The sequence below is a fragment of the Marinimicrobium koreense genome (genome assembly GCF_003762925.1).
GTDB lineage: Bacteria > Pseudomonadota > Gammaproteobacteria > Pseudomonadales > Cellvibrionaceae > Marinimicrobium > Marinimicrobium koreense.
Map to the genome: position 1 here is coordinate 468,148 of NZ_RJUK01000002.1, position 24,510 is coordinate 492,657.

The window sequence follows — 24,510 nt, forward strand, 5'->3', positions numbered from 1 at the left end:
GCTTTGCCCTCCGATACGTCGGACCGATCCGCCCTACGCAAACTGCCGTGCTATCCGTAGGGGCTAGAATCGGGAGCGCAGTCCTACCGCCAGCGAACGCGCCGGTAATGGCGCCTTGTCTTTCAAAAATGAGGTGTGCGGACGGGCTTCGGTGTCCGTAAGGTTGTTGCCCTGGACATAGAAGGTCATGGTCTGCGCGGCCCACTCCCAGTCGTAACTCAGTTGGGCATCCACCAGGGTGTAACCATCGGATTCCGTTTCCAGGTTGGCGGTGCGGTCCTGATCGAAGTAATGTTGCGCGCCCAACTCCGCCCGCCAACCATTGAGGCGATACTCCAGTTGCGCTCCGAGACGCAGTGGCGGAATACGCGGCATGGCTTCGCCGCCATTCAGGGTGGCGCGGGTGTAGTCGCTCATCAGGGTCAGACGCCAGGGGCTGGCCACCTGCCATACCAGTTGGCCTTCCACACCGTACAGGCGCGCGTCGCGGGCGGTGTAGTGATACACCGGCAAGGCCTCTTCCTCCTCATGCTCTGCCTCGCCGTGATCGTGTTCATCGGCGTGATCGTCCTCGGCTTCCAGGCCCGTGGCAGACAGATAGTAGAAGTCATCCATCTGGTTGTAGAAGGCGTTCAACGTGAAGCCCACATCACCTTCAAACTTGCGCAGGGTCAGATCGATGTTGTTGGACGTTTCCAGCTCCACCGCCGCCGGACTGACCTCGGCGTGAAAGTGCCCATCCGCCTCTTCATGCAAGTCATAGAGGGCACCGATTTCATAACTGCTGGTACCGATATGGGGGCCAAAGGAGTACAGCTCGGCCGCCGAAGGCGCGCGTTGCGCCCGGGACAGTGACAGCCCCAGGTTGTAACCCTCGGTGAAATCCCACACCGCACCGGCAGACAGGCTGAACGGTTCAAAGGTCTGTTTCACTTGATAGGCGGCCAGCAATCCGGGTTGATCTTCCATCGGAACCGTCACCTGATCGGCGGACAGTTCGACCCGTTCAACCCGCGCGCCCAACTGAACCTGTACCGGGCCAAAGTGCCGCTCCTCCATCCAGCCCAGCGCCAGGCTTTCCGTTTCCGAGGGCGGGGTGAAGGCCTCAGCGCCCTCCGCAGAAAAGTCCTGATGCTTGTACTGAAGACTCCAGGCACCGCGCCATTCGGCCACCGGATGATGAAACAGCTCGGCGCGCACTTCCCGGCTGGTATTGGCGAAGGTGGTAAGAGGCACACCCTCTTCAATTTCCGAATGGCGATAATCGGTATAGCCTAGGCGGGTGTTCAGGGCACTGAACCAGGCGTGATCCAGACTCAGCTCGCTGATCAGCTGTACCCGATCCTGCTCCAGGTCGGCGTACACATCAACGTCGCCCTCGCCTTCATGACCGTGGCCGGGAATTCCGTAGGTTCTCTCCAGCCGTCCGACAGAAACACCCACAAAGCCGTTATCCAGTAAATAGCTGGCACCAATATTGGCGCCCTTGGCCCGGTACGCGGAGTTATCCAGGCGCCCGTCAAACGCTTCGTCGGCATGATCTTGCTCATGACCAGCCTCGTGCTCTTCACGCTCAGCGGCTACCGGAATCCGGTAATCGTTGGACTCTCGCCAGAAACCATCCGCATGCGTGGCCCAGGAGCCCGCCCCTCCGGTAACGCTGCCGCTGACCAGTTTTTCATCCGCCACATTGTCATGTTTCAAATGCCACTGGCCGGACAGCTCATTATCCGTCGGCACCCGGCCGTCGACGATATTGACCACCCCGCCGATCGCCCCGCTGCCATAGAACAGCGTGGCCGGCCCGCGCAGCACTTCCACCTGCTCCGCCGTGGAGGTCTCGGTGGTCACCAGATGATCCGGCCCCACCCGGGATACGTCCCCGGCATCCAGGCCATTCTGGGTAATCAGTACCCGGGGGCCGCTTAAGCCCCGAATGACCGGGCTACTTGCCACCGGCCCATAGTAGTTGGTGTGCACCCCCACCTCATTCTTCAGGGTCTCCCCAAGCGTGGAGGCCTGCTGACGGGCGAGGGTATCACCGGCAATCACATTGACTGGCTGGGCGGACTCCAGGGTGGAAGCGTGCCAGGGCAGAGCCACCACTTCGATCACTTCTATGCGGGTGGGCCGCAATTGGATGGTCACCGGCCCCTCATCGAGATCGACATGCAGCTGCTGATGCACAAACCGGGGCGCCATAATATGGAGCTCCACTTCCTCACCACGCAGATCTTCCAGCGAAAAACGACCGGCGGCATCGGTCTTGGTCTTCCGGTTACTGCCCACCCATTCAACCACGGCGCCAGCTACGGGCTGACCGTTGGCGTCTCGCACTTCACCGCTCAAGGTTTCCGCCAGGACATTCGGGGAGAGCAACCCGGCCCACAACAGCCCAACACCGCTCCATTGCAACCAGTTCTTCTGCACAACAACCTCCGGGGTATACGATTCATCTAGTTTTGTTATGGTATAACATAACTAAAGAAATGAAAATCCCTCCCCGTTGTTTTACTCGACGCCCCTTTTTGAGTCACTGAGCAGTGCAGAAGATTTATGCGCCAGTTTCGATCCATCCCCAGCCACAGAAAACCACTTCCGGAACCCGTCACAGCGCCTGACCATGCACCAATCTGAACCGGCTCCGCACTCCGACAGCGCGGCAACTCACGCTTCCGGATCAGCCATCTCCGCCGTCCGATTCGAAAACATCTTTAAAAACAAGGCGTTAAAAAATTATTTTATTTGGCATAGGCATTGCAACTTCAGCCCCGGTCGCGCTGCGTGTTAGTTATCGACCTCGCGTGTTCAAGCACAACAGATGATCACCCCTGCAGCGCAATGCGTGCCCCAAAGCGGTTCACTCCCCTCGGGCATGCCCCTGACAACCCGGCCCCATACTCTGGATTGATGTCTTATGAGCCTGAACAAACTGAACCCGCTGGATTTTTCCCAGCCCTCCATCCGGGTCCTGCACCTGACCTGGTTTGCCTTCTTTCTGTCGTTTGTGGTGTGGTTCAGTCACGCCCCTCTGAAGCCCCTGATCACTGAAACCCTCGACATGAGCGGTGCCCAGTGGAAAGCGCTGCTGATTCTCAACGTCGCCCTGACCATCCCGGCCCGCATCGTGATCGGGATTCTGGTGGACAAGTTCGGCCCACGAAACGTGTTCTCCGGGCTGCTCGCCTGCTCCGGGCTGCTGTGCCTGGCCTTTGCCGCCTCACAGACCTTCGAGCAATTGGCGCTGACCCGTTTTCTGCTCGGCTTTGTCGGTGCCGGTTTCGTAATCGGTATCCGCATGGTGGGCGAGTGGTTTCCAGCCCGGCAGGTTGGCCTGGCGGAAGGTATCTATGGCGGCTGGGGCAACTTCGGCTCCGCCGCCGCGGCCTTTACCCTGCCCACCCTGGCCGTAGTGGTATTCGGCAGCCTCGGTGGCTGGCGCGCAGCCATTGCCTGCACCGGCCTTATTGCCATTGTCTACGGTGGCATTTTCTACTGGCGCGCGCGCAACACCCCCAAAGGCTCCACCTATTTCAAACCAAAAAAATCCGGCGGCCTGGAAGTCTCCAGCAAGCGTGACTTCTGGTTTTACATCGCGATGAACGTCCCCATGTACGCCATCCTCGCCGTACTGGCCTGGCGCCTGGGCCCGTCCAACATCAGCCTGCTCACCCAGAGCTCGGTCTACCTGATGTACCTGGTCCTCCTGTGCCTGTTCATATTCCAGTTCAGCCAGATCTATCGGGTGAACAAAGACATGCTCAAACACGGCGTACCGGAGCACGACAAGTACGAGTTCAAGCAGGTCGCGGTATTGAGCTGGGCCTACTTCGTCACCTTCGGCTCCGAGCTGGCGGTGGTCTCCATGCTGCCGGCCTTCTTTCTGGAAACCTTCACGCAACTGAGCCTGGCCGAAGCGGGCATGCTTGGTGGCGCCTTCGCCTTTATGAACCTGGTGGCCCGCCCGGGCGGTGGCTGGATCAGCGACAACTTCGGTCGTCGACGCAGCATGTCCATCTTCATCGGCGGCTTGGCGGTGGGTTACTTCGTCCTCTCCCAGGTCGGCGGCGGCTGGCCGGTGTGGCTGGCGGTAATGGCGGTGATGTGCTGTTCTTTCTTTGTCCAGGCGGGCGAAGGCGCGGTGTTTGCCATGGTGCCGTTGGTGAAGCGTCGCATGACCGGCCAGATCGCGGGCATGGCCGGCGCATACGGAAACGTGGGTGCGGTCACTTATCTGACGGCCTATAGCTTTATGGATGCGAGCACGTTCTTTCTGGTGATCGGCGCCTCGGCTGTAGCGACCTTTTTCCTCGTCCAGATGCTGGCCGAACCCAAAGGCCATATGAGCGAGATGATGGCCGATGGTACTTTGCAGAAGATTGAGCTGACTTGATGTTTTGGGCTTATTAGGTTGTAGGAAGTCCGGGTCGGAGCGGGGTGATTGGCGTAGGTCGGATTAGCGCAGCGTAATCCGACAGAATGACTCCGGGGGTAAATTGTCGGATTACGCTGCGCTAATCCGACCTACTCGAAAAGCCACCGTCTCCGAGAGTCTCCAAAGGCCTCACCCTGTCCCGACCCTCAGTGCCAGCGAATAAGCACCGATGATCCAATCTAAAAAAGCCAAATAGATGGCACGGAGGGCGCTCGTGGGGTATACCGTTTGTAGACTCTCGGAGGCAGGGAGCCGACGAGAAGCCCCCATGGATGGGTTTACGGCGGGTCTACAAACGGTATACCCCACGAGCGTCCGTACTTTCCAGCTACCACCCTAGAATTTATGGACCATATAAAATCGAAAATAACCATCGACTTTGCCCAGTACAGTGATGGCGGACGCAAAGGCGAAAATCAGGATACCATTGGGGCGCGCTTGCCCGATGGCGCGGCGCTTACCCACAAAGGCATCGCCATTGCCATCGCCGATGGCGTCAGCTCCAGCGCCGCCGCGCGCGAAGCCAGCCAGACCGCCATAACCGGATTCTTGACCGACTACTACGCCACCCCCGACACCTGGAGCACACGGCAATCCGGTCAGCGAGTACTGCAATCGCTCAATCGTAGCCTCTGGGGCCTAAGTCGCAACAGCGTGCGCGGTGAAGGGCTGCTTACCACCTTCAGCGCCCTCATCCTCAAAGGCAACAACGCCTACCTCTTTCACGTCGGCGACACCCGCATTTACCTCTGGCGCAGCGGCCAACTCGAACAACTCACCCGGGACCACTGCCAATCACTCAGCCGCGAAGAAACCTACCTGAGCCGGGCACTCGGCGCCGACGTTGGCGTCGAGGTGGATTTTCACACCCTGGAAGTACACGTTGGCGATGTATTCATTCTGACCAGCGATGGCATCCACGATCACCTGCCCGAAGACCGCCTGCGCGTGCTGATCAAAACCCACTGCGATCACCCGCAGCAACTGGTGGAGAAAGCCAGTAAAGCTGCGCTCGACAATGGCAGTGATGACAATCTGAGCATACAGGTAGCCGCGGTCCGGCAACTGGGACACGCCAATCAGGATGACGCCATGGACGTACTGGCGCGACTGCCTTTTCCGCCATTACTCGATACAGGGCAGACCCTGGATGGGTTGCGGGTGGAAAAACCACTGCACGAGTCCAACCGAAGCCAGGTCTACCAGGTGCAGGACGACGCCGGGCGAAGGATGATCATGAAAACCCCCTCGGTTTTATACAGCGACGACCCTGCGTACCTCGAACGATTTGTGATGGAAGCCTGGATAGGCGCTCGGATTCAAAGCCCTCAGGTCGCCAAGGTTATGTCGGGCCCCGAGCCCCGTTCGTGTCTGTACTATCTGACCGAGTACATACCCGGGCCAACGCTCGGGCAATTGATGGCCGAACGCGGACCTCTGGCAATCAATGACGCGGTGGACATTACCGGGCAGTTGATCAAGGGTATACGCTCCTTTCATCGAAAGGAGACCCTGCATCAGGACATCAAGCCGGACAATATTGTTATGGGACCGAAGGGACCAGTGATCGTGGATTTCGGTTCCTGCTGGGTCGCCAGCGTGGAAGAGCTGGAGGCCCCCTTTACCCGAGATAAGATTCTGGGAACCATGGATTACTCTGCCCCGGAATATCGCTACGGTGGCCAAACCGGCCCGCGTTCCGACCAATTTTCCCTCGCCGTATTGTTGTACGAAATGCTCACCGGCCAGAAGCCGTACGGCGACGCTTATGGCAAAGCGTTGAACGAACGCCAGTTGCAGAAGTTACGCTATCAGCCCGCTCGCCATCACAACCCGATGGTGCCGTTGTGGCTGGACAAAGCGCTGGAGAAAGCCCTGAGCCTTCAGCCTCAACAGCGCTACGATGCTCTTTCCGAATGGTGGCAGGATCTTCAGCGGCCCAACCCGCGGTGGACGCGAGACGCGGGGCTACCCATATTGCAACGGCGACCCGAATGGGTGTGGCCGGTGCTGGCCATCAGCGGATGGGCCATCGTCCTGGTCTTGGCCTGGCACCTTTGGAAACCGTAGGTCGGATCGGTCCGACGCTTCGGAGCAAAGCGTAATCCGACACTATCCACCAGACGGTATCATTGGAGCAACCGCAGCATCTCCAGCATGGCCCGACCATTGTGGTACGGGCCCTTCCAGGGGCCGAGCTTGTACGAAGGCGCGTGATTCTGATCATCCAGCGTCGAAAGCCATAACCACTCGCCGTTTTCAGCCCTGTGATAGCGCTTGATAAACGACCAGAGTCGTTCCGTTGTCGCCAGGAAATCCTCGTTACCGGACAGGGTATAGGCTTTGTAGTAACCCACCATGGCCTCGGCCTGCACCCACCAGACCCTTTCATGATTGAACGCCTGAGTCGCAAACTCAAAGCCGTCGTACATTTCGCCGTGCTCACCCATGGCTTCGCGCAGACAGACGTAGGCGGTGCCGAGAACACTCGGTTTCAGGCGCTCGCTGACCGCTGCATCGGCAAGGGACTCGGTGGCTTTTGCCAGCAACCAGCTGCACTCGATGTCGTGCCCGTAGGTATAACCGGGCGAATGATCCTGCCAGTCGTGATCCATGAACATGCGCAGGTGGAAGTTATCTTTGTTGATGATATGACGATCAAAACAATCAATCGCGTAATGCAGTGCGTCAGCGACTGAAGCGCGCGCATCCACCTGATAGAGAGTGGTGTATGCCTCCACCACATGCAGATGGGTGTTCATGGTTTTGGGGAAGTTAAGGTCCTTGTCGCTCAAGCGCACATCATCCAGCGCGCCCCACTGGCGATTGAACGCTTCCAGATAACCGCCCTTCGCAGGATCGACAGTGTGACGCTCCAGAAGGTCGAACGTCTGCTGCGCCTGCTGTAAAGCCTGGGGCTCGCCGGTCAACTGGTAATAGGCGACCAGAGCGTAGATCGCAAAGGCCTGAGCGTACACCTGCTTTTTGGTGTCTTTGGGCGCTCCGTCTGCATCCAGAGTCCAGAAAAAGCCGCCGTGGGCTTCATCCAGAAAGTGAGCGAGAAGATAACGGTAACCGCGCTCCGCCGCCTCGCGATAACGGGGGTCATCCACCTCACTGGCCAGTTCGCTGAAAAACCACAGAATGCGCGTATTCAGTACCACACCTTTGTCGGCGTCCGGCACCGGCACATTATCGACTCCCACTTCACCGTAAAAGCCACCGCGCTCCTGGTCCTGAGCATAGGCCAACCACCAGTCGGCAATCGATAGCAATTCCGAGCGGAACTCATGACTCAATTCCGACAACGGGCTTTTCACTGCGGGCTCGTATAACGCCATCAGTTGTTCATTCCTTCCAGCAGCGAGAGATTGGCCTCAATCAATGCGTTTCGGGTCGCCACCGACGCCGCAGAGCGCAACCCATCCTCTGGCGTATTGAGCGCGTAATCCACCAGTTTGTCGACGGTCGATGTCGCCACATGCATGCGGGTATCGGATGAGGCGTAATAGATGAACACCTCGTGGTTGTCGTTGACGATCCAGCCATTGGCAAACGCCACGTTGGAGACATCCCCCACCCGCTCATCACCCTGAGGCGCAATGAAATGACCGCCGGGACGATGGGTGACCACCCAGGGGCGCTCCAGCTCGGTCATGAAAACGTACAACACATAGCGAAGCCCCGCGGCGGTGTTGCGCACCCCGTGAGCCAGATGCAGCCAGCCGTGCTCCGTTTTGATGGGCGCAGGACCTTGACCGTTTTTCACCTCTTTGATGGTGTGGTACTCCTTGCCATCGACAATCACTTCCGCTTTGATTTCGGCGTTTTCCATGGAAGCGCACAGGCCCCAGCCGATACCGCCCCCCTTACCCACACTGATAAAGCCGTCCTGCGGCCGGGTGTACAAGGCATATTGGCCATCGACAAACTCCGGATGCAGCACCACGTTGCGCTGTTGGCCGGAATAGGTGATGAGATCCGGCAGCCGCTCCCAGTTCACCAGATCCCTGGTGCGCGCTATGCCGCACTGCGCCTCGGCGGCGGACAGATCATCGGGCCGGCTCTGGTCTTTGCGTTCGGTACAGAACAGGCCGTAGATATAGCCATCTTCGTGGGCGGTCAGGCGCATGTCGTAAACATTGGTATCGGGCCGCTCGGTTTCCGGCAGAGTGATCGGATAATCCCAGAAGCGGAAGTTGTCCACCCCGTTGGGACTTTCGGCGATCGCAAAAAAGGATTTTCGATCATCCCCTTCGACACGTACCGCCAGAAGGTACTTGCCTTTCCAGTACAGCGCGCCGGAATTGAAGGTGGCATTCACCCCCAGGCGCTCCATCAGGTGAGGATTGCTGGCCGGGTTCAGGTCATAGCGCCAGAACACCGGCGTGTGCGCGGCGGTCAGAATCGGGGATTGCCAACGCTGGTAAATACCATTGCCACCCGGGGCGGGCTGGTTCTTGCGGGTAATCAGGGTTTCATGGTCGCTCAGCAGCGAGCGGACAGCGTGGTTGAAATCGTTCATGTACAAGGGGTCCTGACGGTTGGCCGGACAGGTGAAAACGCCCGGCGTTGTTCGATACTCGTATTCGGCAACTGGAGCGCTGTACCGGCTGGGTTTATTCGGCGCCACAATGCCACTCAATGTAATCGGTTACAAAACAGATTGCAAGGTCTGCCTTCAATCTGATGGTCAATACGACTCAACTCAAATCGTTGAGTCGCCGCAATGGCCCACAGATCAGTGCCGGGACACGATATGGGCATCCGCCTCCTGCACCACATCGGCGGGCATATCGTCCGGATAATCCTCCAGCTTGCACCACCAGTTGCGCCACAGGAACAGACTGGTCAGCACGACCACCAGGGTCGCCAGCGCGAACTCCTGCCAGTGCTGGATCACCATAAAAATCGGCATCGCCACCAGGGCGGTTTGCCACACCACGCCAACCACAACATTCAGCGCATCCCGGGCAAAGTGTGGATTGACCTTCACCCCCGGGTGCTCGGCCTGCACCGCCTCGCGTACCGGCCCCCAGAAGCCCCAGGGGCGCACCTTCACATAGAAGCGCTTGAGCACCTCCATATCATCCGGCGCGGTCAGCAGGGACGCCAACACACAGGCCAGCAGACAGGCCGCCAACATGTAAGGGAAGGCGTACAGCGGGTCCAGGTCGGTCAGGGCCGGCAACGCCAGGGCAATGATCAACCCCACCACCATGCCGAAGAAATAGCCGTAACCGTTAAAGCGCCACCAATACCACTTGAGCACATTGGAGGCGGCATAGGCACCGTAGAGCCCACTGACGATCCAGGAAATGATTTCGTGCAGCGTGGGAATAAACAGCCCGATACCGACCCCCACCACCACAAAGGCGATGGACACGATGTAGCTAAGGTACACATAGCGCTTGGGCTCCGCCTCATCGTTGATATACCGCTTGTAGATGTCGTTAACGACATAGGCCGGGGCCGCATTGGTGGTCGCAGCGAAAGTGGACATAAAGGCGGCCAGCAAGCCGGCAATCAACAACCCGAGCAGACCGGTAGGGACGTAGTGCTTCATGGCCAGGGGCAGTATCTGCTCAAAATCCACCGCACCGCCCATGGCCCGCAGGTCGTCCATGAAAAACGCCAGCGCCAACACCGTCAGGCCGGTAATCAGCATATAGCGCGGAAACAGCATCACCACATTCACAAACCAGCTCACCTTGGCCGCCTCGATGGGCGACTGCGCCGAGAGAATACGCTGCATATCGTAGTTGGGGGCCGGGCCAGCCATGCTCACCAGAATCCCCTTGAGCAACATCAGCATGAAGAACACCCCAAAGAGCTCGTAGCCATCGGCGGCGATGCGGGCGTTGGCCGCCTCGAGGGTCCCACCCCAGTCGATATCCAGGGTCCAGCCGATGCCCACACTGGTCCAGCCATCCGGAATGATTGCCTGCAACACCTCGGGGGAGACTTGCTGCATGGCAATGATGCCCACCGCGACACAGGCAATGGTCATGATGAAAAACTGCAGCACCTCGGTGAATACCACGCTGAACATACCGCCCTTGACCACATACACGGTGGTGACCGCGGTGATGATCAGGCCGTAATAGATTTCGTTCCAGTACTGATCCGGGTGCAGCTGCCAGGGCAGAAAGACAGCAGCGAATTTACCGATACCGATAAAACCGTAGGCCAGGAAACTCAACACCCCAATCAGCGCAAAGGCCACCACACTCAGATGCGACAGGCGTGCCCCCAGGCCGTCGCCAAACCGGAAGGTGATCCACTCCGCCCCGGTCATCACCCCGGAGCGGCGCAACCACACCGAGAGAAACACCATCAGGAACACCTGGTTGAACACCGGCCAGAGCCAGGGAATGTAGATGCTGGTCAGGCCGTAGATGAACAGCAGGGACACCAGCCACATGGTACCGCTGATGTCGAACTGCCCCGAGGCGTTGGAAATACCCAGGTAATACCAGCGCAGCTTGTTACCGCCTAGAAAATAACTGCGGATATTGTCCGAGGCCCGCCGCGATACCCACAGCCCTACCCCGAGTGTGGCAACGCCGTACAGCAGGATGATCGCGAGATCCAGGGGGGCGAGATTAAACTGCATAGTGAAAAGTCCCATTATTATTGACGAGGCGACCGCCCGCTTGCGTCGCCCCGTTTGTCATAGCCGCTCACAGCAGAACAAAATGCCGGATGAACGCCGAAAGATGCGCAAATGTAACCGGTTCCATGACGTATTGCAAGCGCCACCCTCCCACTACCCACCGATCGCTGGCGCTCAACCTCTCATCCGGCTGTACAAGCGCGGGGGAGGCGATTATCCTAGCTCCCGCTTACAGTCGCAGGGACCACATCGCGCGTCCTGAGAGCCTGAGGGAGGCCGCCCGCCGGCGCAACCCACTATCGGCACAGGCTCCGAGTCCAACAACAATCCCATAATAAATAATGAGGTGTTCAGTGAACGAACCTTCCCAGCACAAGCTATCGATTCTTGAAAAGTCCGGCTACGCCATGGGCGATGCCGCCGCGAACCTGGTATGGCGCGGCGCGCTGGCGTATCTTGCCATTTTCTACACCGACACTCTGGGCATTTCCGCCGCGGCCGCCGCATTGCTGCTGCTGTTGGTGCGCCTGTCGGATGGCATGACCGACATCGTGATGGGCATGGTGGCGGACCGCACCCAATCCCGGCACGGGCGCTTCCGCCCCTGGATTCTCTGGTCCGCCCCGGTGCTGGGCCTGTTTATGGTCCTGGCCTTTACCGCCCCCGACCTGAGCCCGGGCATGAAGCTCGCCTGGGCCTATTTCACCTATATCGGCCTGACCCTGGCCTATACGGTGAACAACGTGCCCTACTCGGCCCTGATGGGCGTGATGACCCCCAGCCACAATGAGCGCAGCGTGCTGTCGGGCTACCGCTTTGCCGGCGCCTTTCTGGGCGGTATTCTGGTGATGGGGTTCACCCCCATGATGGTGGAATATTTCGGTCAGGGCGACTCCGCCCAAGGGTATCAGCGGACCATGTATGTGTTCGCGGCACTGCTGGTCACCCTCTGTATCATCACTTTTGTCACCACCCGCGAGAGGGTGGAATCCGCCGTAAACCAGGCCTCTCTCGGCAAGGAATTGAAAGATCTGGCGTTCAACCTGCCGCTGATCATTGTTCCGTTGATGGCGATTTCGGCCTTCTTTTACGCTGTCACCCAAGAGCCCGACGCACGCTATCAGCTCGATCCGACCATCACCGGCATCGTCTCACTGCTGGTGCTTGCGGCGACCGGCTACTTTGTGCGGCGTCTGATCCGCATGCCCGAGAGCGCCACCACGCCCTCTCAGCGGGACCTGATCGACCTGCTCACCAACAAGCCCTGGCTGATGGTTCTGGGGTTGGGTTTTCTGACCATGCTGTTTAACGGCATCAAGTACGGCGTGATCGCCTACTACTTCACTCACTACGTGGGCGATGCAGCCCTGGCCGGAATCTATTTCATGGTGCTGCTGGCGGTATCCATTGTCGCGGCGCTGACCGCCGGCTACCTGGGCCGCCTGCTGGGCAAGAAAACCCTGTTTATCATTTCCTTGTCGGTCAGTGGAATACTGACTTGTGGCCTTTTCTACCTCCCTCCCGATGGTTTCTGGGTGTTCAACTTGAACCTTTCCTGGATTCCACTTTTGGAAGACGGTCTGGAAGTGCGGATTTATTGGGTCTACTTGCTAGGTGGCGCTGCGGAATTCTTCGCCGCCTTTATGCCGGTGCTCACCTTCAGCATGCTCGGCGACACCGCCGATTACTCGGAATGGAAACACGGGCGCCGCGCCACCGGGTTGTTCTACTCGGCGGGCACGTTCATCCAGAAAACCGGCGGCGGCTTTGCCGGGGCCCTGGTGCTGGTGGTACTGGCCGGTTACGGCTACGTGGGCACCGACCCGGAGACCATCAAGGCAGCCACCGCCGGCATGGTGCACCTGATGAGCTGGATTCCGGCCCTGTTCGCCTTTCTGGCCATTCTGCTGCTGGTGGTGTATCCGTTAAACGCCGAGCGCATGAATCAGATAGAATATGAATTACGCCAGCGCCGCCGCGATGCGGGGGTCAGCGACAGCTGATGCGAAGGGATTGGCGCCAGCGGCGGAATACGGTACCTTGTACGGCTGACCTGTCGGCCGTTCCAATCCAATAAACGAGTTGCGCTATGTCCAGCATTCGAGATGTCGCCCGCGAGGCGGGTGTCTCCGTCGCCACGGTTTCACGTGCCCTGAGCATGCCCGAAAAGGTCTCTGAAGAGGCCATGAACAAGGTGCACCGCGCCATCGAAAAGGTCGGCTACCGACCCAATATGCTGGCCCGCAACTTCCGTTCGGCGCGCTCTTACGCCATCGTGGTACTGGTCCCGGACATCGCCAACCCGTTTTATTCGCTGGTCATCCGCGCCATCGAGGATCGCGCCCAACAAAAGGGCTACGCGGTCCTGCTCGGGGATACCCGGGGCACGCCGGAGCGTGAGCTGGAGTACATCCGCCGGGTGGAAACCCGGCTGGCGGACGGCCTCCTGCAACTGCGCCCCCACTCGGAAAAAACCCACAATGTGATTCCGCCGGATATCGCCACGGTCAATGCCTGCGGCTGTGAGTACACCACCGGCCCGTCGGTGCGCATCGACAACCGGGGTGCGGCAAAAACCATCGTGGATTACCTGATCTCTCTGGGGCACCGACGCATCGGCGCCATCTCGGGTCTGAAAGACAACCCACACGCCATCGATCGGATGAAAGGGTATAAAGAAAGCCTGGCCGAACACGGCATCCCGTTCGATCCGGACCTGGTGGCCGAAGGCGACTTCACCATGTGGTCGGGCCTGAACAGCGCTTTCCAGTTCTGCCACATGAAGAACCGGCCCACCGCCATCTTCTCCACCAATGACGAAATGGCCATTGGCGCCATCCAGACGTTGAAGTCCCAGGGCATCCGGGTGCCGGAAGATATGTCGGTCACCGGCTTTGACGACATCGCCTACGCCAAGTACACCGACCCGAGCCTGACCACCATGTCCCAGCCCGCCGAGGAAATGGGCAAAATGGCGATGGACATGCTGCTCAAGATCATTGAAGGCGAGCCCCTGACCCAGACCGAGTGCGTGCTACCGACGGAATTCATTATCCGCAAAAGCACCGCCCCGGCACCGGGCGCCGAGCTGCCCAACACTCCCAAAAAGGTGACTCCCGCTCCCTAGAAATGCGGGGCCTGAAGCGCCCGTGCGGCGCTAGCCACCGGCCCGACCTCTGGCGTAGTCCGCCACTTCCGCCGCCAGCACCACCAGGTGATACAGGGTGCTGGCGGGCGCCTTGTCCAGCACCACCTCATCATCGGCACCGCGCTGATCGACATAGGCACCGGGCGTGGTTGCGGTCAGGTAGTAAGCGAAAAGATCATCAATCGCCTGAACCGCCCGGGCTTCCGCTTCCGGGTCACCGGCGCGGGCGCGCACCAGGCTGCCTTTGATCAGCTCGGTCAGCCCCCAGCAGCGCTTGCTGTTTTTGAGTGGTGTGCCATCCGGCAGCACCTCATCCAGAACCAGACCGGACGCCACCCGGCCGATGGCCAGCCCCTGGCGATACAGCGCCTCGGTATAGACCTCTACCGGGTGCCCACTCAGGCGGTGGTACCAGTCCAACAGCCACACCCACTCGAACATGTGCCCCGGCTCCACCGGTGCCTGCTCGGGCGCATGTTTCAGGCGCCAGTCCTCTTCAAAGAACTCGAACAGCACCCCCCGCTCCGGGTCAAAAAAGCGGGTCTGGAACAGAGCGAACAGCTCACCGGCCCGAGCCAGCCATTTACCGTCGCCGCTGGCCTCATAGAGCGCCATCATGGCCTCGAACAGGTGCATATGGGGGTTCTGGCGGCGCTGGGCATAGTCGTAGTCGCCTTCCGTCCAGCCACCATGCACCGAGGCGAAGTGCCGGTCCAGGTGGGCCGTCAGGGCTTCGGCGCCGTCCAGATAGGCCCGGTCGCCAAACGCCCGATAACACCAGGCATAGGCGAGCAGGAAAAACGCGTGATCGTACAGATCCTGCTTCTGATCAATAACCTGAAAGTCCGGATTCATCAGGTGGGTAAAGCCGCCCCCGGCGTGGGGATGGGCCGTCCGCTCGGCCACAAAGCGCATCAGTTGGCGGGCCATGGCCTCACCGTCGCACCAGCCGCGTACGGTGGAAAACGCAAAGGCGAACGCCTGGCGGGCCTGGACCCGCACCCGGATATTGGAGGGAAGATCAATCGAGCCATCGGCGTTCAACGCCTCCCAGTGGCCTCCATGCTCGGGGCTCAGGCCAACCCGCTGCCACAGCGGCAATGATTCGCGGGCAATCCAGCGTTCGAGACGCTCGGCCGCGTCCTTGATCGTTTGAGTCATATCCGGTGTGTTCCAGTCATTCACAGTGTCAGAAACAGAGAGTGTCAAAAGCAGAGAGAGGCCCTCTGGTCGCGGACAGTTTACCCATCAACGCCGGGCAGAGCATCCCTGAAATCCGGCCCCTAAAATCCGAGCCCTAAAATAAAGCACCCCGGCTGAAAGCAGCCGGGGTGAAAGGGTACAACAGCTTGGGTAAAAAGCTCACCGCGCGCAAGCGCCGGTCCTGGCGATGCCCACAGCAGCGCTGACCAGTGCAATATGTAAACGGTTTACCGCAGAATAACCGGTTTAATGCACCAATCAGGCTCGTATTGTGCGCATTTTTGTAACCGGTTTCAATATGTTTTGTGAAGCTTCTTCCAGTGAAGATCAAAATCGGGACGCCAGAAAGAAAAAAGCCGGGCTACTGACGCAGCCCGGCGAAACATGGAGAGAACAAAAGATACAACCAAAACAACGTCTACCAAGACACAGCTCTGCTTGGCGGCCGCAAGGGGTGCCTGCAGCCTGGGCGGGAGCCCTGAAAGGGGACGGACCCACGCCATACCAAGGACATCGCTTATGGTAATAATGAGTATAAGACCCGGTTTGCGATATTGTCAAGGTGACAATAAAGATTTTTTCAGTGCAGCGTCTGGTCGCCCAGCAGCGCCTGAATATCGCCCGCATTGAAGGAATAGTGCTGATTGCAGAACTGGCAATCGATACTGATTTTGCCCCCCTGCTCGATCAGCAACTGGTCCACCTCTTCACGGCCCAGGGAGAGCAGCGCATTGGCGCTGCGCTCGCGGGAACAACTGCAGCGAAAGCGCAGCTCGCTGGGGTCGAACAGGCGCAGTTGGTATTCGTTGAACAGCCGATAAAGGACATCAGCATGGGGCAGCCCCAGCAGTTCCTCGTCCTTGACCGTCGAGGCCAGGGTTCCCAGGGTTTCCCAGTGGTCCCGGTTTTCGTCCGGGTCCGCGTGCTTCTGGGTCGGCAACGCCTGGAGCATCAGCCCGGTACAGGCATGTTCGCCGGTGGCGAACCACAGCCGGGTTTTGAGCTGTTCGGACTGGTAGAAGTAGTGTTCAAGGCACTCGGCCAGGTTGTCGCTGTCCATGGGCACCACCCCCTGATAGCGCTCACCGCGCTCCGGCTCGATGGTGATGGCCATGATGCCCTTGCCCAGCAGTTCGCCCACACCGCGCCCCTGAGGGCGGTCAGCGCTGTCTTTCAGCCGGATGATGCCGCGCAGGTTTTTGTGATGGTCGCACTCGGCCATCACCATACTGACCGCCCCGTCGCCCTGGGCCTGCAGGCTGATCATGCCATTGAACTTCAGGGTGCTACTCAGCAGCGCCACCGCCGCCAGAAACTCTCCGAGCAGCTCGCGCACGCCCTCCGGGTAGGGGTTATTATTCATCACTTCCCGGTAGCTCGCGCCGAGGGTGACAATTTCTCCTCGAACGTCGCATTCGTCGAACAGGAAGCGGTGCAGCAGGTCGTTATCGAACATGGGGTGTTGTAGTCCAATTCAGTAGTGATGAGAGGGTGGATAAGGCACCGGGAGGCGCCGGCAGGCGCGCTATGGATCCAGTTCCTGACGCCGGAAGCGGTGAATCTGGCGGCGCTCCTTCTTGTTGGGCCGGTGGTCGCTGATGATCTGACCGGCGAGCCCACCGGCCTTGCGTTGCGCCGCCCGCTCTTCGCGCAGGGCGATGCTCTCGGCGGTCTCCTCGTACAGCAACTGGGCTTCGGGCGCGCCCCGCCGCTGGTCCGACAGCGCTTTGATCACCACGGTTTTGTCATCAAAACCCTGGCGGATTTTCAGGGTCAGCCCCAGAGTCACATCCTTGCTCGGCTTCACCCGCTGCCCGTCGCACTGGACCTTGCCGCCCTCGACGGCCTGCTTGGCGATGCTGCGGGTCTTGTAAAACCGGGCGGCCCATAGCCACTTGTCGATTCGGACTTTCTCCAGAGGTTCACTCATGCGCTTTTCGGTCGTTCCGGGGGCGTAATTTCATCAAAATGGTGAATGGCCGGGTAATCTTCCACCAGGCGCTCATTCTGGCTGTCCGGCTGATGAATACACAGCAGGTGGCGGATACCGTAGTCCCGGGCCGAGGCCAGTACTCGCGGGGTGTCGTCCACAAACAGGGTCCGCTCCGGGTCGAAGGGCTCTCGCTCCTTCAGCCGATCCCAGAAGGCCTGGGACTCTTTGGGCTCATTCAGCTCGTGGGATGAGATGATACCATCCAGCCAGCGGTCGATGGCGGTCTCTTCCAGTTTCAGGGACAGGCTCAGCGGATGTGCGTTGGTCACCAGCACCCGGCGCTTGCCGTGCTCCTGCAGGCGAGTCAGGAAGGTTTCCACGTGGGGACGAATCTGGATCTTGTGGCGCACTTCCTCTTTCAGGCCCCGGATATCCAGGGACAGGGAACGGGACCAGTGCTCCAGGCAGTACCACTCCAGGGTGCCCTGGCGCGCCTCAATGCGCTCCATCAGGAATTCGGTCGCCGCCGCCTGATCCAGCCCGTGGATTTCCGCGTAGCGCTTGGGGAGGTGATTCAGCCAAAAATAGTTGTCGAAATGGAGGTCCAACAGGGTACCATCCATATCGAGCAACACGGTGTCGATCTCTTGCCAGTTGATCATGCCGGGAACAGCCTATTACAACGGAGTTTGACGTCCAGTATGCCCAGAAAACCCGAGATATTAAAGCGCCACACCGTCGCCCGCAGCCGCCTCTTCCGCGCCGATGAGCTGCTGCTACGCTTCAGCAATGGCGAGGAACGCGTGTACGAAAAGCTCTGTGCGGGCGGCCCCGGAGCGGTGCTGATGGTGCCCATTCTGGACGACGGCCGGGTCGTGATGATCCGGGAGTACGCCGCCGGCATCGATGACTATCACCTGGCGCTGCCCAAGGGCGCCGTGGACCGGGGCGAGGAGATTCTGGATGCCGCCAACCGGGAGTTGAAAGAGGAAACCGGCTATGGCGCCCGGGATCTGCGTTTTCTCAAGCGGATGCACCTCTCGCCCGCCTATATGGAGCACGGCATCAACGTGATTCTCGCCCGGGGTCTGTACCCGGAATCACTTGAGGGAGACGAGCCGGAGCCGATTGAAGTGGTTCCGGTGGCGTTCGACGACCTGCTGGAGCTGGTCATCCAGGATGAAGTGTGCGAAGGCCGCTCGATCGCCGCGTTGTTTTACGCCAAAGCCTGGCTCGAAAAACACGGCTGAATGGCCCCGATTTTGCGCTTATAACCTGCACAGTCGAGCCATGCGCCAAACGGCCCTTTTGGTAACAAAACAGTCTATTGGAACACAGAACAGCGCGGGGAAATTGGACTATTCTATAACACTAAAGGACACGCAAGGAGATTGACCATGACCCGACCCAACCACGCCTTCAGCGCCTCGCTCAAGGGGACCGAGCAACTCCGTGAAAAACTCATCGGAGAGATCACCCGCTTTGAGCGCCAACTCGATGCCCTCAAAGCCAGCGATGAACCCGTCGATTTCAGCATGATGCAAACCTACAAAGAGTTGATCCACTCCCGCCGGGACATGCTGGCTCAGTTACCCGCATCGTTTTAAGGACGATAGCGTCTGCAACCCGCTGAATTTTCGCTATACTGGCACCCTGACAATCCCATAACACACAAGGATTCAATGGATGCTGGTTACCAATCTCGAGATCGTACCGGGCCGTAAAGTCAAAGATCATCTGGGCCTGGTTCAGGGCAGCACCGTGCGCGCCAAGCACGTCGGTCGTGACATCGCTGCCTCGTTCAAGAACGTCTTTGGTGGCGAACTCAAAGGTTACACGGAACTCCTCAACGACTCCCGCCAGGAAGCCATTGAGCGGATGAAAGCCCAGGCAGAATCCATTGGCGCCAACGCCGTACTCAATGTGCGTTTCTCCACCAGTTCCGTCGCCCAGGGCGCCGCCGAGTTGTTTGTCTACGGCAGCGCCGTGGTGCTTGAGGACTGAACGCATGAACACACTCATGTCGCTGCAGTTGCTCGGGCCGCTGATATTCGGCCTTGTGCTTCTGGCAACCGGTTTTGTCTCCGGTCGCATTCTCGAGCGTCGCCACTACCAGCGTATTATCGAAGCCGAAACACGCCCCGGCCAGGTCATGGTCTTTTCCGAACGCCTACCACCCCCGGAACTGACCCCACCGCAAACCCAACTGGTCATGGGCTCCGTCGTCGTATCAGTGGACTACTTCAAACGCTTTATCGCCGCCCTGCGGTTGCTGGTGGGTGGTCGCCTGAACAGCTACGAATCCCTGATCGACCGGGCACGTCGTGAAGCACTGCTGCGACTGCGCGAGGAAGCCGCCGCACTGGGCGCCGACCGGGTGTTCAATATCAAATTTGAAACCGCCGCCATCGCCGGCCGAGGCCGGGAAAATAGCGTCGGCTCACTGGAAGTACTCGCCTACGGCACGGCACTGATTCCACCGCGCTGATGGGTTATCAGAACCGACAGCCTCCAGAGGGCATCAACTACGAACCCCAGGGTTGGCAGCGGGATTTCATCCTCCTGGTGCTGGGCTTTGCCGCCGGCCTGGCACTGCTGACCTGGCTGGTCATTCTGGTGTTGGGCTGGAGCGCCCGCTGGATTCCCTTCTCCTGGGAGCAGTCGCTCAGCGACTCCCTGAATGAACAGCTCGAACCGACCGAACGCACCGAATACCTGCAAACACTGGCGGACGAACTGGCTCGGGCCGGCGGACTCAACCCGAAGCTGAATGTTGTGGTTCATCACCAGGAGCAGGAAACCGTCAACGCGTTTGCCACGCTCGGTGGCCACATTATTGTGCTGGACGGATTGCTTGACGAAGTAGACAGCGAACAGGGCCTCGCCTTTGTGCTCGCGCACGAAATTGCCCACATCCACTATCGACACCCGCTGCAGAATGCTGCCCGACAGACCGGACTCGGACTGATCAGCGCACTGATTTTCGGGCGGGGTGACCTGAACTGGCTCGCCGGCTCCGGTGGCCAACTTGCGATGCTGGACTACTCCCGAAAGATGGAGCGCGAAGCCGATGCCTGGGCCCTGGAAGCGCTGCACAACCACTATGGCCACGTGGCCGGTGCAGACTCACTGTTCCGCTGGCTGGCCGAACAACAGCAAGCCGGCGCCCTACCCGAGTGGCTGTCCACCCACCCGGACACCGAGGCACGATTGGAGCGCCTTGAGCAACTATCCAACGCCCGTGGTTACCGGACCGACGGCACGCTAACAACCATTCCCAGCGTCGCTCCATAACCGAGTTTTACGACCAGGAGAACTGGGGGAACGGCCAGTCGTACCCGTCACCGAATACGCCTATTGGAATCGCAAGAAGGGTTCAGTCGTCCCAATCATGGTACTGACTCCCTTGCCGTAGCAGCCAATAGGTAACGCCTAAGGCTAGTGTCGTCGCCGCAATGCCAATCAGGTACATCGGGGTCAGGGTTTCGAAATCCAGCACGATGACCTTTCGAGCGATTGCCATCAGTGCGGTGGCGACCACCAACTGGACCGGGAATACGTTGGTGCCGAGGTACAGCCGGATATTGATGAATATCTCGACCGCAATCAGCACCGCCATAAAAGCCCCGAAGGTATAGAAAATATCGTTGATATTGAGTAATAGATACGGCGGAGTCAGTAATCGTTCGTAGATGATGTAGATAACATCACCGACGCCCCAGAGAATGACAAGCACCATCAGCACCGCCAACACTCGAATAGCAACGCGGATGATTCCGTGAAGCCCACGGAAAAAGGGGTCCGGAAAATCCATTGGGAGCTCCTGGTGAAGCTCATGCTTCCGACCCACGCTCTGATTGGATTCGGCGTCTTTCTCTGTGTCCGCCATTGTCGCGCCCCTCAAAAAGCCATTTACGCTGCGTTAACCTGACAGCGCCTCGGTATGGATGACAACGTCATCCCGGTTCATTGACAGTATCGCTGACAATACGACCATCCACCAGATTAATCGTGCGATCGCAGGTGGCGGACAGCCGGGGGTCGTGGGTGACCAGCAGGACCGCGCAGCCGCGGTCGCGATGGACCTTGCGGAACAGTTCAAACACTTCGGCGGCGGTTTGGGTATCGAGGTTGCCGGTCGGCTCATCGGCCAACAGCAACGCCGGTTCGGTAATCAACGCCCGGGCGATGGCGATCCGCTGTTGCTGGCCGCCGGAGAGTTGGTTGGGCTTGGTATTGGCGTATTTCTCCAGCCCCACGGCGGCCAGAAGCTCCAGCGCTTTCTCCCGAGCCTGTTGGTCGGGCTTGCCGTGGGTCAGCATCAGGGGCATCAGGACATTGTCGATGGCCGTAAACGCATTGATCAGGTGATGGAACTGAAATACAAACCCGATGCTGGAACCGCGCAGAGCCGTCCGGCCGGAGTCGTCCATTCCACTGGTGGCCTGTCCGAGCAGATACAGCTCACCACGGGTGGGGCGGTCCAGTAAACCAATCACATTCAGCAAGGTACTTTTGCCCGACCCCGAGGGACCAATCAGCGCGGCAAAATCGTTGCGGCCAATGGTCAGATCCAGGCCGTGCAACACTTCCACTTCATTGGGCTGACCGACATTGTAGGACTTCCTGAGCCCGTCGAGCCGAAGCACTTCCTCGGGCGTATCAGACATAGCGAATGGCCTCCACCGGGTCCAGTCGTGCCGCGCGGCGTGACGGCACGGCGGCGGCCAGTACCCCGGTCAGGGTGGCCAGCAGCAGCGTGGCCGCCACCAGGCCCGGCGGCACCGGAATATAAAACAGTCCCGGGCCAAAGGTGTTGAATACCCACACCAATCCGTAGCTCGCCGCGATGCCCATCACCGAGCCGAGCATGCCCAATACCGCCCCCTGGATCAGAAACACACGTAAAATCTGGGCCCGTGTCGCACCGGTCGCGCGCAGAATACCGATCTCCCGGGTGCGCTGTACCACGCTCACCGACAGCACGCTGGCAATACCAAAGGCCACGGAAATGGCCACAAACACAATGATCATATTGGTGGACAGGCTCTGGGCGGTCAGGGCGTTCATCAGCTGGGCATTGGTTTCAATCCAGCTCTGCGCATCCAGGCCGATCAGACGCTGAACCCGGTCGGCAACCTGATCCGCAGTGAAAATATCCGGCACGGTCAGGTCAATCACCGTTACCCCGCCCGGTAAGTCCAGCAGCGATTGTGCCTGCTTCAAATCCATATACACGTAGCGCTCATCCAGCTCCCGCACGCCCAGTTCAAAAATGCCGGAAATGTTCACCACCGCGCCGTTCTGCTCGCCGGATTCCAAGCGCAGCTTTTGCCCCTGGCCCACGCCAAGATCCTCAGCCAGACGCGCCCCAATCAGCACGTCGTCCGCGCCCACGCGCAACTCGCCGGCCACCATGTAGTCGTCCAGAGGAATGATCCGCTGATAGCGTTCCGCATCAATGCCGACCAGTGCCACCGACTCCAGCGCTTCGCCCCGACGCACAAAGGCGGGGCCGGACACCACCGGAGACACCGCACTCAGGCCGGGCAGTTGGTCGAGGGTTGCGGTGATTTCCTGCCAATTGTTGATCGAGCGCAGGCGCTGCGGGCGCTTGTCTTCCAGCACCAACTGCAACGTTCCCGGCGAGGCCGGATGCACCCGATTGACTTCCTCCGGCGCCAGCAGCCGGATATGGGCCTGGGTGCCCAGAGTGCGCTCAATGGTGTTGCTCTGCAGACCCTGAATCAGCGCGGTGATAAATACGATCACCGCCACACCCACGGCCACGCCGATGGCAATCATCAGCGATTGCGTGCGCCCCTCGCGCAAAAAGCCGATGGCGAGGGTCCACTCTGTCCATAAACGTTTCGGCCGGACCATCAGTCAAAGTTCATCGGTGATTCATTGCGGGAGGCGGCATTGTCGCGGTCGCTCGACACCGGCGCTTGCCGCTCAACGAAACGCACGCGTTTGCCCTCGGTCAGTTCCGTCGCCATATCCGCCACCACCCGGTCGCCTTCGCTCAGTCCATTCTCCACTTCGGACATGGCCAATCCGCGCAGCCCCAGGGTCACCGCCTGGCGCTGCACCCGGCCATCCCGCACCAGCAGCAGCTCGGCTTCACGGCCCTGTACCGACCTCAGGGCATCGTTGGGGACGGCCAGCGCACTGTCTCGTCGCCCGGTTTCGATGGTGACCGACACGGTCATATCCTGGCGGACAAACGCCGGCACCGGGTCGACGGCGAGGCGCACTTCCACCGTGCCGCTTTGCGGGTCGATACTCGGGGCAATAAATTTCACGCGCGCGGGAAAGGGTTGATTCGGATAGGCGTCGGCAATGGCGGTGGCCTTCTGCTCCAGGGCCAGGCGGGACAGATTGCGCTCGTCCAGCGGCACACGGATTTCCATGCCCCCTTCCAGCGCGATGGTAAAGAGCACGCGGCCAGGCTGCACCAGATCGCCGGGATCGACATTGCGGGTCAATATCGTGCCGGCGACTTCGGAGCGCACCTCGGTTTTGGCAAGCTGGGCACGCAGCGCGGCCAGGCGCTGCTCCAGTCGGCGCTCCTCCACATTACCCGGCGCCAGAGCGGAGACCGTCAAGCGCGCCGAGTCCACGGCGGCCTGGGCCAGTCGTTCGGCCTCTTGCGCCTGCTCCAGCGCCTCGGCGGACAGCTGCGAGCGCTCTGCCAGGGCTTGCCGTCGCGCGGTTTCCCGCCGCGCCTGGGCCAGCTCCGACTCCGCCCGCTCCAGATCAATGGCCGCCTGTGGGCGCCGGGTGGTCACCAGCTCCTCCAGGGCCGCCTCAGCCTGACGCACCTCGGCGGCAATATCTTCCGCGCTCAGCACCAGCAGCAGCTCCCCCGGCGCAACGGTATCCCCTTCCTGTACCCGGCGCTCCTTCACCACGGCGGTAATTTCGCTGCCGACTTGGGCGCGGGAGGCAGTCATCACCCGGCCGGTGCCGACCACCGTCTGTACCAGCGGTACCGGCTCAATGACATAGCCTTCGACCTCCGGCCCCCGCCAGCTTTGCCAGCCAAAATAAAGGACGATCAAGGCCACAATGGCCAGAGGAACCACAACTTGGGTTGAAACGCGACGCACTCTGACTCTCCCGGTGAATGCTCTCTATGAAAACGTAGAATCTCACATCAATACCGCTATGAC

Annotated in this window: 21 protein-coding genes; 9 read left to right on the top strand and 12 right to left on the bottom strand. The window is 59.8% G+C overall.

Translation table 11 applies throughout. The features are described from left to right. Nucleotides 1–63 precede the first annotated feature (63 nt). Nucleotides 64–2,430: a TonB-dependent receptor gene (locus EDC38_RS14335; protein ID WP_246004451.1), complete on the bottom strand. Its 2,367-nt coding sequence runs from the start codon at nt 2,428–2,430 to the stop codon at nt 64–66. Between the two features lie 487 nt (nt 2,431–2,917). Between EDC38_RS14335 and EDC38_RS14340 the strand changes: the two genes are divergently transcribed. Further along, a complete protein-coding gene (locus EDC38_RS14340) occupies nt 2,918–4,393 on the top strand; it encodes an MFS transporter (protein ID WP_123639235.1) in 1,476 nt (491 codons plus the stop codon). A gap of 387 nt (nt 4,394–4,780) precedes the next feature. After that, nucleotides 4,781–6,505 carry a bifunctional protein-serine/threonine kinase/phosphatase gene (locus EDC38_RS14345; protein WP_123639236.1) on the top strand — a complete coding sequence of 575 codons (1,725 nt, stop codon included), beginning with the start codon at nt 4,781–4,783 and terminating at the stop codon, nt 6,503–6,505. Between the two features lie 59 nt (nt 6,506–6,564). Here the strand turns inward: EDC38_RS14345 and EDC38_RS14350 are convergent, their stop codons facing one another. From EDC38_RS14350 to EDC38_RS14360, 3 genes are all read right to left on the bottom strand, one after another. Then, a complete protein-coding gene (locus EDC38_RS14350; protein ID WP_123639237.1) occupies nt 6,565–7,776 on the bottom strand; it encodes an AGE family epimerase/isomerase in 1,212 nt (403 codons plus the stop codon). Beyond that, on the bottom strand, nt 7,776–8,960 hold the full coding sequence (gene mgp130, locus EDC38_RS14355; RefSeq protein ID WP_123639238.1) for a 4-O-beta-d-mannosyl-d-glucose phosphorylase Mgp130: 1,185 nt from the start codon (nt 8,958–8,960) through the stop codon (nt 7,776–7,778). The genes EDC38_RS14350 and mgp130 overlap by 1 nt, the downstream gene beginning before the upstream one ends. A 216-nt stretch (nt 8,961–9,176) precedes the next feature. After that, nucleotides 9,177–11,051, bottom strand: coding sequence for a sodium:solute symporter family protein (locus EDC38_RS14360; RefSeq protein WP_123639239.1), 1,875 nt, complete (start codon nt 11,049–11,051; stop codon nt 9,177–9,179). Nucleotides 11,052–11,404: 353 nt separating this feature from the next. Between EDC38_RS14360 and EDC38_RS14365 the strand changes: the two genes are divergently transcribed. Continuing rightward, nucleotides 11,405–13,054 carry an MFS transporter gene (locus EDC38_RS14365; protein ID WP_024462073.1) on the top strand — a complete coding sequence of 550 codons (1,650 nt, stop codon included), beginning with the start codon at nt 11,405–11,407 and terminating at the stop codon, nt 13,052–13,054. A gap of 86 nt (nt 13,055–13,140) precedes the next feature. Next, on the top strand, nt 13,141–14,178 hold the full coding sequence (locus tag EDC38_RS14370) for a LacI family DNA-binding transcriptional regulator (RefSeq protein ID WP_024462072.1): 1,038 nt from the start codon (nt 13,141–13,143) through the stop codon (nt 14,176–14,178). Between the two features lie 30 nt (nt 14,179–14,208). Here EDC38_RS14370 and EDC38_RS14375 read toward each other — a convergent pair whose 3' ends face one another. From EDC38_RS14375 to yrfG, 4 genes are all read right to left on the bottom strand, one after another. Beyond that, nucleotides 14,209–15,360 (bottom strand): AGE family epimerase/isomerase, encoded by a 1,152-nt coding sequence (locus EDC38_RS14375; RefSeq protein WP_123639240.1) that lies wholly within the window; start codon nt 15,358–15,360, stop codon nt 14,209–14,211. 622 nt (nt 15,361–15,982) lie between these two features. After that, nucleotides 15,983–16,858 (bottom strand): Hsp33 family molecular chaperone HslO, encoded by an 876-nt coding sequence (gene hslO / locus EDC38_RS14380; protein ID WP_123639241.1) that lies wholly within the window; start codon nt 16,856–16,858, stop codon nt 15,983–15,985. Nucleotides 16,859–16,927: 69 nt separating this feature from the next. After that, the gene (gene hslR / locus EDC38_RS14385) at nt 16,928–17,320 is read right to left on the bottom strand and encodes a ribosome-associated heat shock protein Hsp15 (protein WP_024462069.1); all 393 of its coding nucleotides are present in this window, start codon (nt 17,318–17,320) and stop codon (nt 16,928–16,930) included. A gap of 8 nt (nt 17,321–17,328) precedes the next feature. Next, nucleotides 17,329–17,997: a GMP/IMP nucleotidase gene (gene yrfG / locus EDC38_RS14390; RefSeq protein ID WP_024462068.1), complete on the bottom strand. Its 669-nt coding sequence runs from the start codon at nt 17,995–17,997 to the stop codon at nt 17,329–17,331. Nucleotides 17,998–18,036: 39 nt separating this feature from the next. Here yrfG and nudE point away from each other — a divergent pair, with 39 nt between their 5' ends. From nudE to EDC38_RS14415, 5 genes are all read left to right on the top strand, one after another. Then, nucleotides 18,037–18,585, top strand: a complete 549-nt coding sequence (gene nudE, locus EDC38_RS14395) for an ADP compounds hydrolase NudE (protein WP_024462067.1) — start codon at nt 18,037–18,039, stop codon at nt 18,583–18,585. Nucleotides 18,586–18,732: 147 nt separating this feature from the next. Further along, complete coding sequence (locus EDC38_RS14400; protein WP_024462066.1) at nt 18,733–18,942, top strand: hypothetical protein; 210 nt, start codon at nt 18,733–18,735, stop codon at nt 18,940–18,942. Nucleotides 18,943–19,021: 79 nt separating this feature from the next. Then, nucleotides 19,022–19,339 carry a YbjQ family protein gene (locus EDC38_RS14405; protein ID WP_024462065.1) on the top strand — a complete coding sequence of 106 codons (318 nt, stop codon included), beginning with the start codon at nt 19,022–19,024 and terminating at the stop codon, nt 19,337–19,339. Between the two features lie 4 nt (nt 19,340–19,343). Beyond that, the gene (locus EDC38_RS14410) at nt 19,344–19,823 is read left to right on the top strand and encodes a YbjQ family protein (RefSeq protein ID WP_051174465.1); all 480 of its coding nucleotides are present in this window, start codon (nt 19,344–19,346) and stop codon (nt 19,821–19,823) included. Next, nucleotides 19,823–20,629: a M48 family metallopeptidase gene (locus tag EDC38_RS14415; RefSeq protein ID WP_123639242.1), complete on the top strand. Its 807-nt coding sequence runs from the start codon at nt 19,823–19,825 to the stop codon at nt 20,627–20,629. The genes EDC38_RS14410 and EDC38_RS14415 overlap by 1 nt, the downstream gene beginning before the upstream one ends. An 82-nt stretch (nt 20,630–20,711) precedes the next feature. On the opposite strand, the gene EDC38_RS14420 is transcribed toward EDC38_RS14415, so the two are convergent. From EDC38_RS14420 to EDC38_RS14435, 4 genes are all read right to left on the bottom strand, one after another. After that, nucleotides 20,712–21,149 (bottom strand): phosphate-starvation-inducible PsiE family protein, encoded by a 438-nt coding sequence (locus tag EDC38_RS14420; protein ID WP_211331143.1) that lies wholly within the window; start codon nt 21,147–21,149, stop codon nt 20,712–20,714. A gap of 142 nt (nt 21,150–21,291) precedes the next feature. Further along, the gene (locus tag EDC38_RS14425; RefSeq protein ID WP_123639244.1) at nt 21,292–22,005 is read right to left on the bottom strand and encodes an ABC transporter ATP-binding protein; all 714 of its coding nucleotides are present in this window, start codon (nt 22,003–22,005) and stop codon (nt 21,292–21,294) included. Continuing rightward, a complete protein-coding gene (locus EDC38_RS14430; RefSeq protein WP_211331144.1) occupies nt 21,998–23,218 on the bottom strand; it encodes an ABC transporter permease in 1,221 nt (406 codons plus the stop codon). The genes EDC38_RS14425 and EDC38_RS14430 overlap by 8 nt, the downstream gene beginning before the upstream one ends. Further along, nucleotides 23,218–24,447, bottom strand: a complete 1,230-nt coding sequence (locus EDC38_RS14435) for an efflux RND transporter periplasmic adaptor subunit (RefSeq protein WP_123639245.1) — start codon at nt 24,445–24,447, stop codon at nt 23,218–23,220. The genes EDC38_RS14430 and EDC38_RS14435 overlap by 1 nt, the downstream gene beginning before the upstream one ends. Nucleotides 24,448–24,510: the final 63 nt, after the last annotated feature.

What these genes read in the sequence shown, in the direction of transcription:
- EDC38_RS14340 (WP_123639235.1), top strand. Translation starts at nt 2,918, where the DNA reads ATGAGCCTGAACAAACTGAACCCGCTGGATTTTTCCCAGCCCTCCATC.
- EDC38_RS14345 (WP_123639236.1), top strand. Translation starts at nt 4,781, where the DNA reads ATGGACCATATAAAATCGAAAATAACCATCGACTTTGCCCAGTACAGT.
- EDC38_RS14350 (WP_123639237.1), bottom strand. Translation starts at nt 7,776, where the DNA reads ATGGCGTTATACGAGCCCGCAGTGAAAAGCCCGTTGTCGGAATTGAGT.
- mgp130 (WP_123639238.1), bottom strand. Translation starts at nt 8,960, where the DNA reads ATGAACGATTTCAACCACGCTGTCCGCTCGCTGCTGAGCGACCATGAA.
- EDC38_RS14360 (WP_123639239.1), bottom strand. Translation starts at nt 11,051, where the DNA reads ATGCAGTTTAATCTCGCCCCCCTGGATCTCGCGATCATCCTGCTGTAC.
- EDC38_RS14370 (WP_024462072.1), top strand. Translation starts at nt 13,141, where the DNA reads ATGTCCAGCATTCGAGATGTCGCCCGCGAGGCGGGTGTCTCCGTCGCC.
- EDC38_RS14375 (WP_123639240.1), bottom strand. Translation starts at nt 15,360, where the DNA reads ATGACTCAAACGATCAAGGACGCGGCCGAGCGTCTCGAACGCTGGATT.
- hslO (WP_123639241.1), bottom strand. Translation starts at nt 16,858, where the DNA reads ATGTTCGATAACGACCTGCTGCACCGCTTCCTGTTCGACGAATGCGAC.
- yrfG (WP_024462068.1), bottom strand. Translation starts at nt 17,997, where the DNA reads ATGATCAACTGGCAAGAGATCGACACCGTGTTGCTCGATATGGATGGT.
- nudE (WP_024462067.1), top strand. Translation starts at nt 18,037, where the DNA reads ATGCCCAGAAAACCCGAGATATTAAAGCGCCACACCGTCGCCCGCAGC.
- EDC38_RS14400 (WP_024462066.1), top strand. Translation starts at nt 18,733, where the DNA reads ATGACCCGACCCAACCACGCCTTCAGCGCCTCGCTCAAGGGGACCGAG.
- EDC38_RS14405 (WP_024462065.1), top strand. Translation starts at nt 19,022, where the DNA reads ATGCTGGTTACCAATCTCGAGATCGTACCGGGCCGTAAAGTCAAAGAT.
- EDC38_RS14410 (WP_051174465.1), top strand. Translation starts at nt 19,344, where the DNA reads ATGAACACACTCATGTCGCTGCAGTTGCTCGGGCCGCTGATATTCGGC.
- EDC38_RS14415 (WP_123639242.1), top strand. Translation starts at nt 19,823, where the DNA reads ATGGGTTATCAGAACCGACAGCCTCCAGAGGGCATCAACTACGAACCC.
- EDC38_RS14420 (WP_211331143.1), bottom strand. Translation starts at nt 21,149, where the DNA reads ATGGATTTTCCGGACCCCTTTTTCCGTGGGCTTCACGGAATCATCCGC.
- EDC38_RS14425 (WP_123639244.1), bottom strand. Translation starts at nt 22,005, where the DNA reads ATGTCTGATACGCCCGAGGAAGTGCTTCGGCTCGACGGGCTCAGGAAG.
- EDC38_RS14430 (WP_211331144.1), bottom strand. Translation starts at nt 23,218, where the DNA reads ATGGTCCGGCCGAAACGTTTATGGACAGAGTGGACCCTCGCCATCGGC.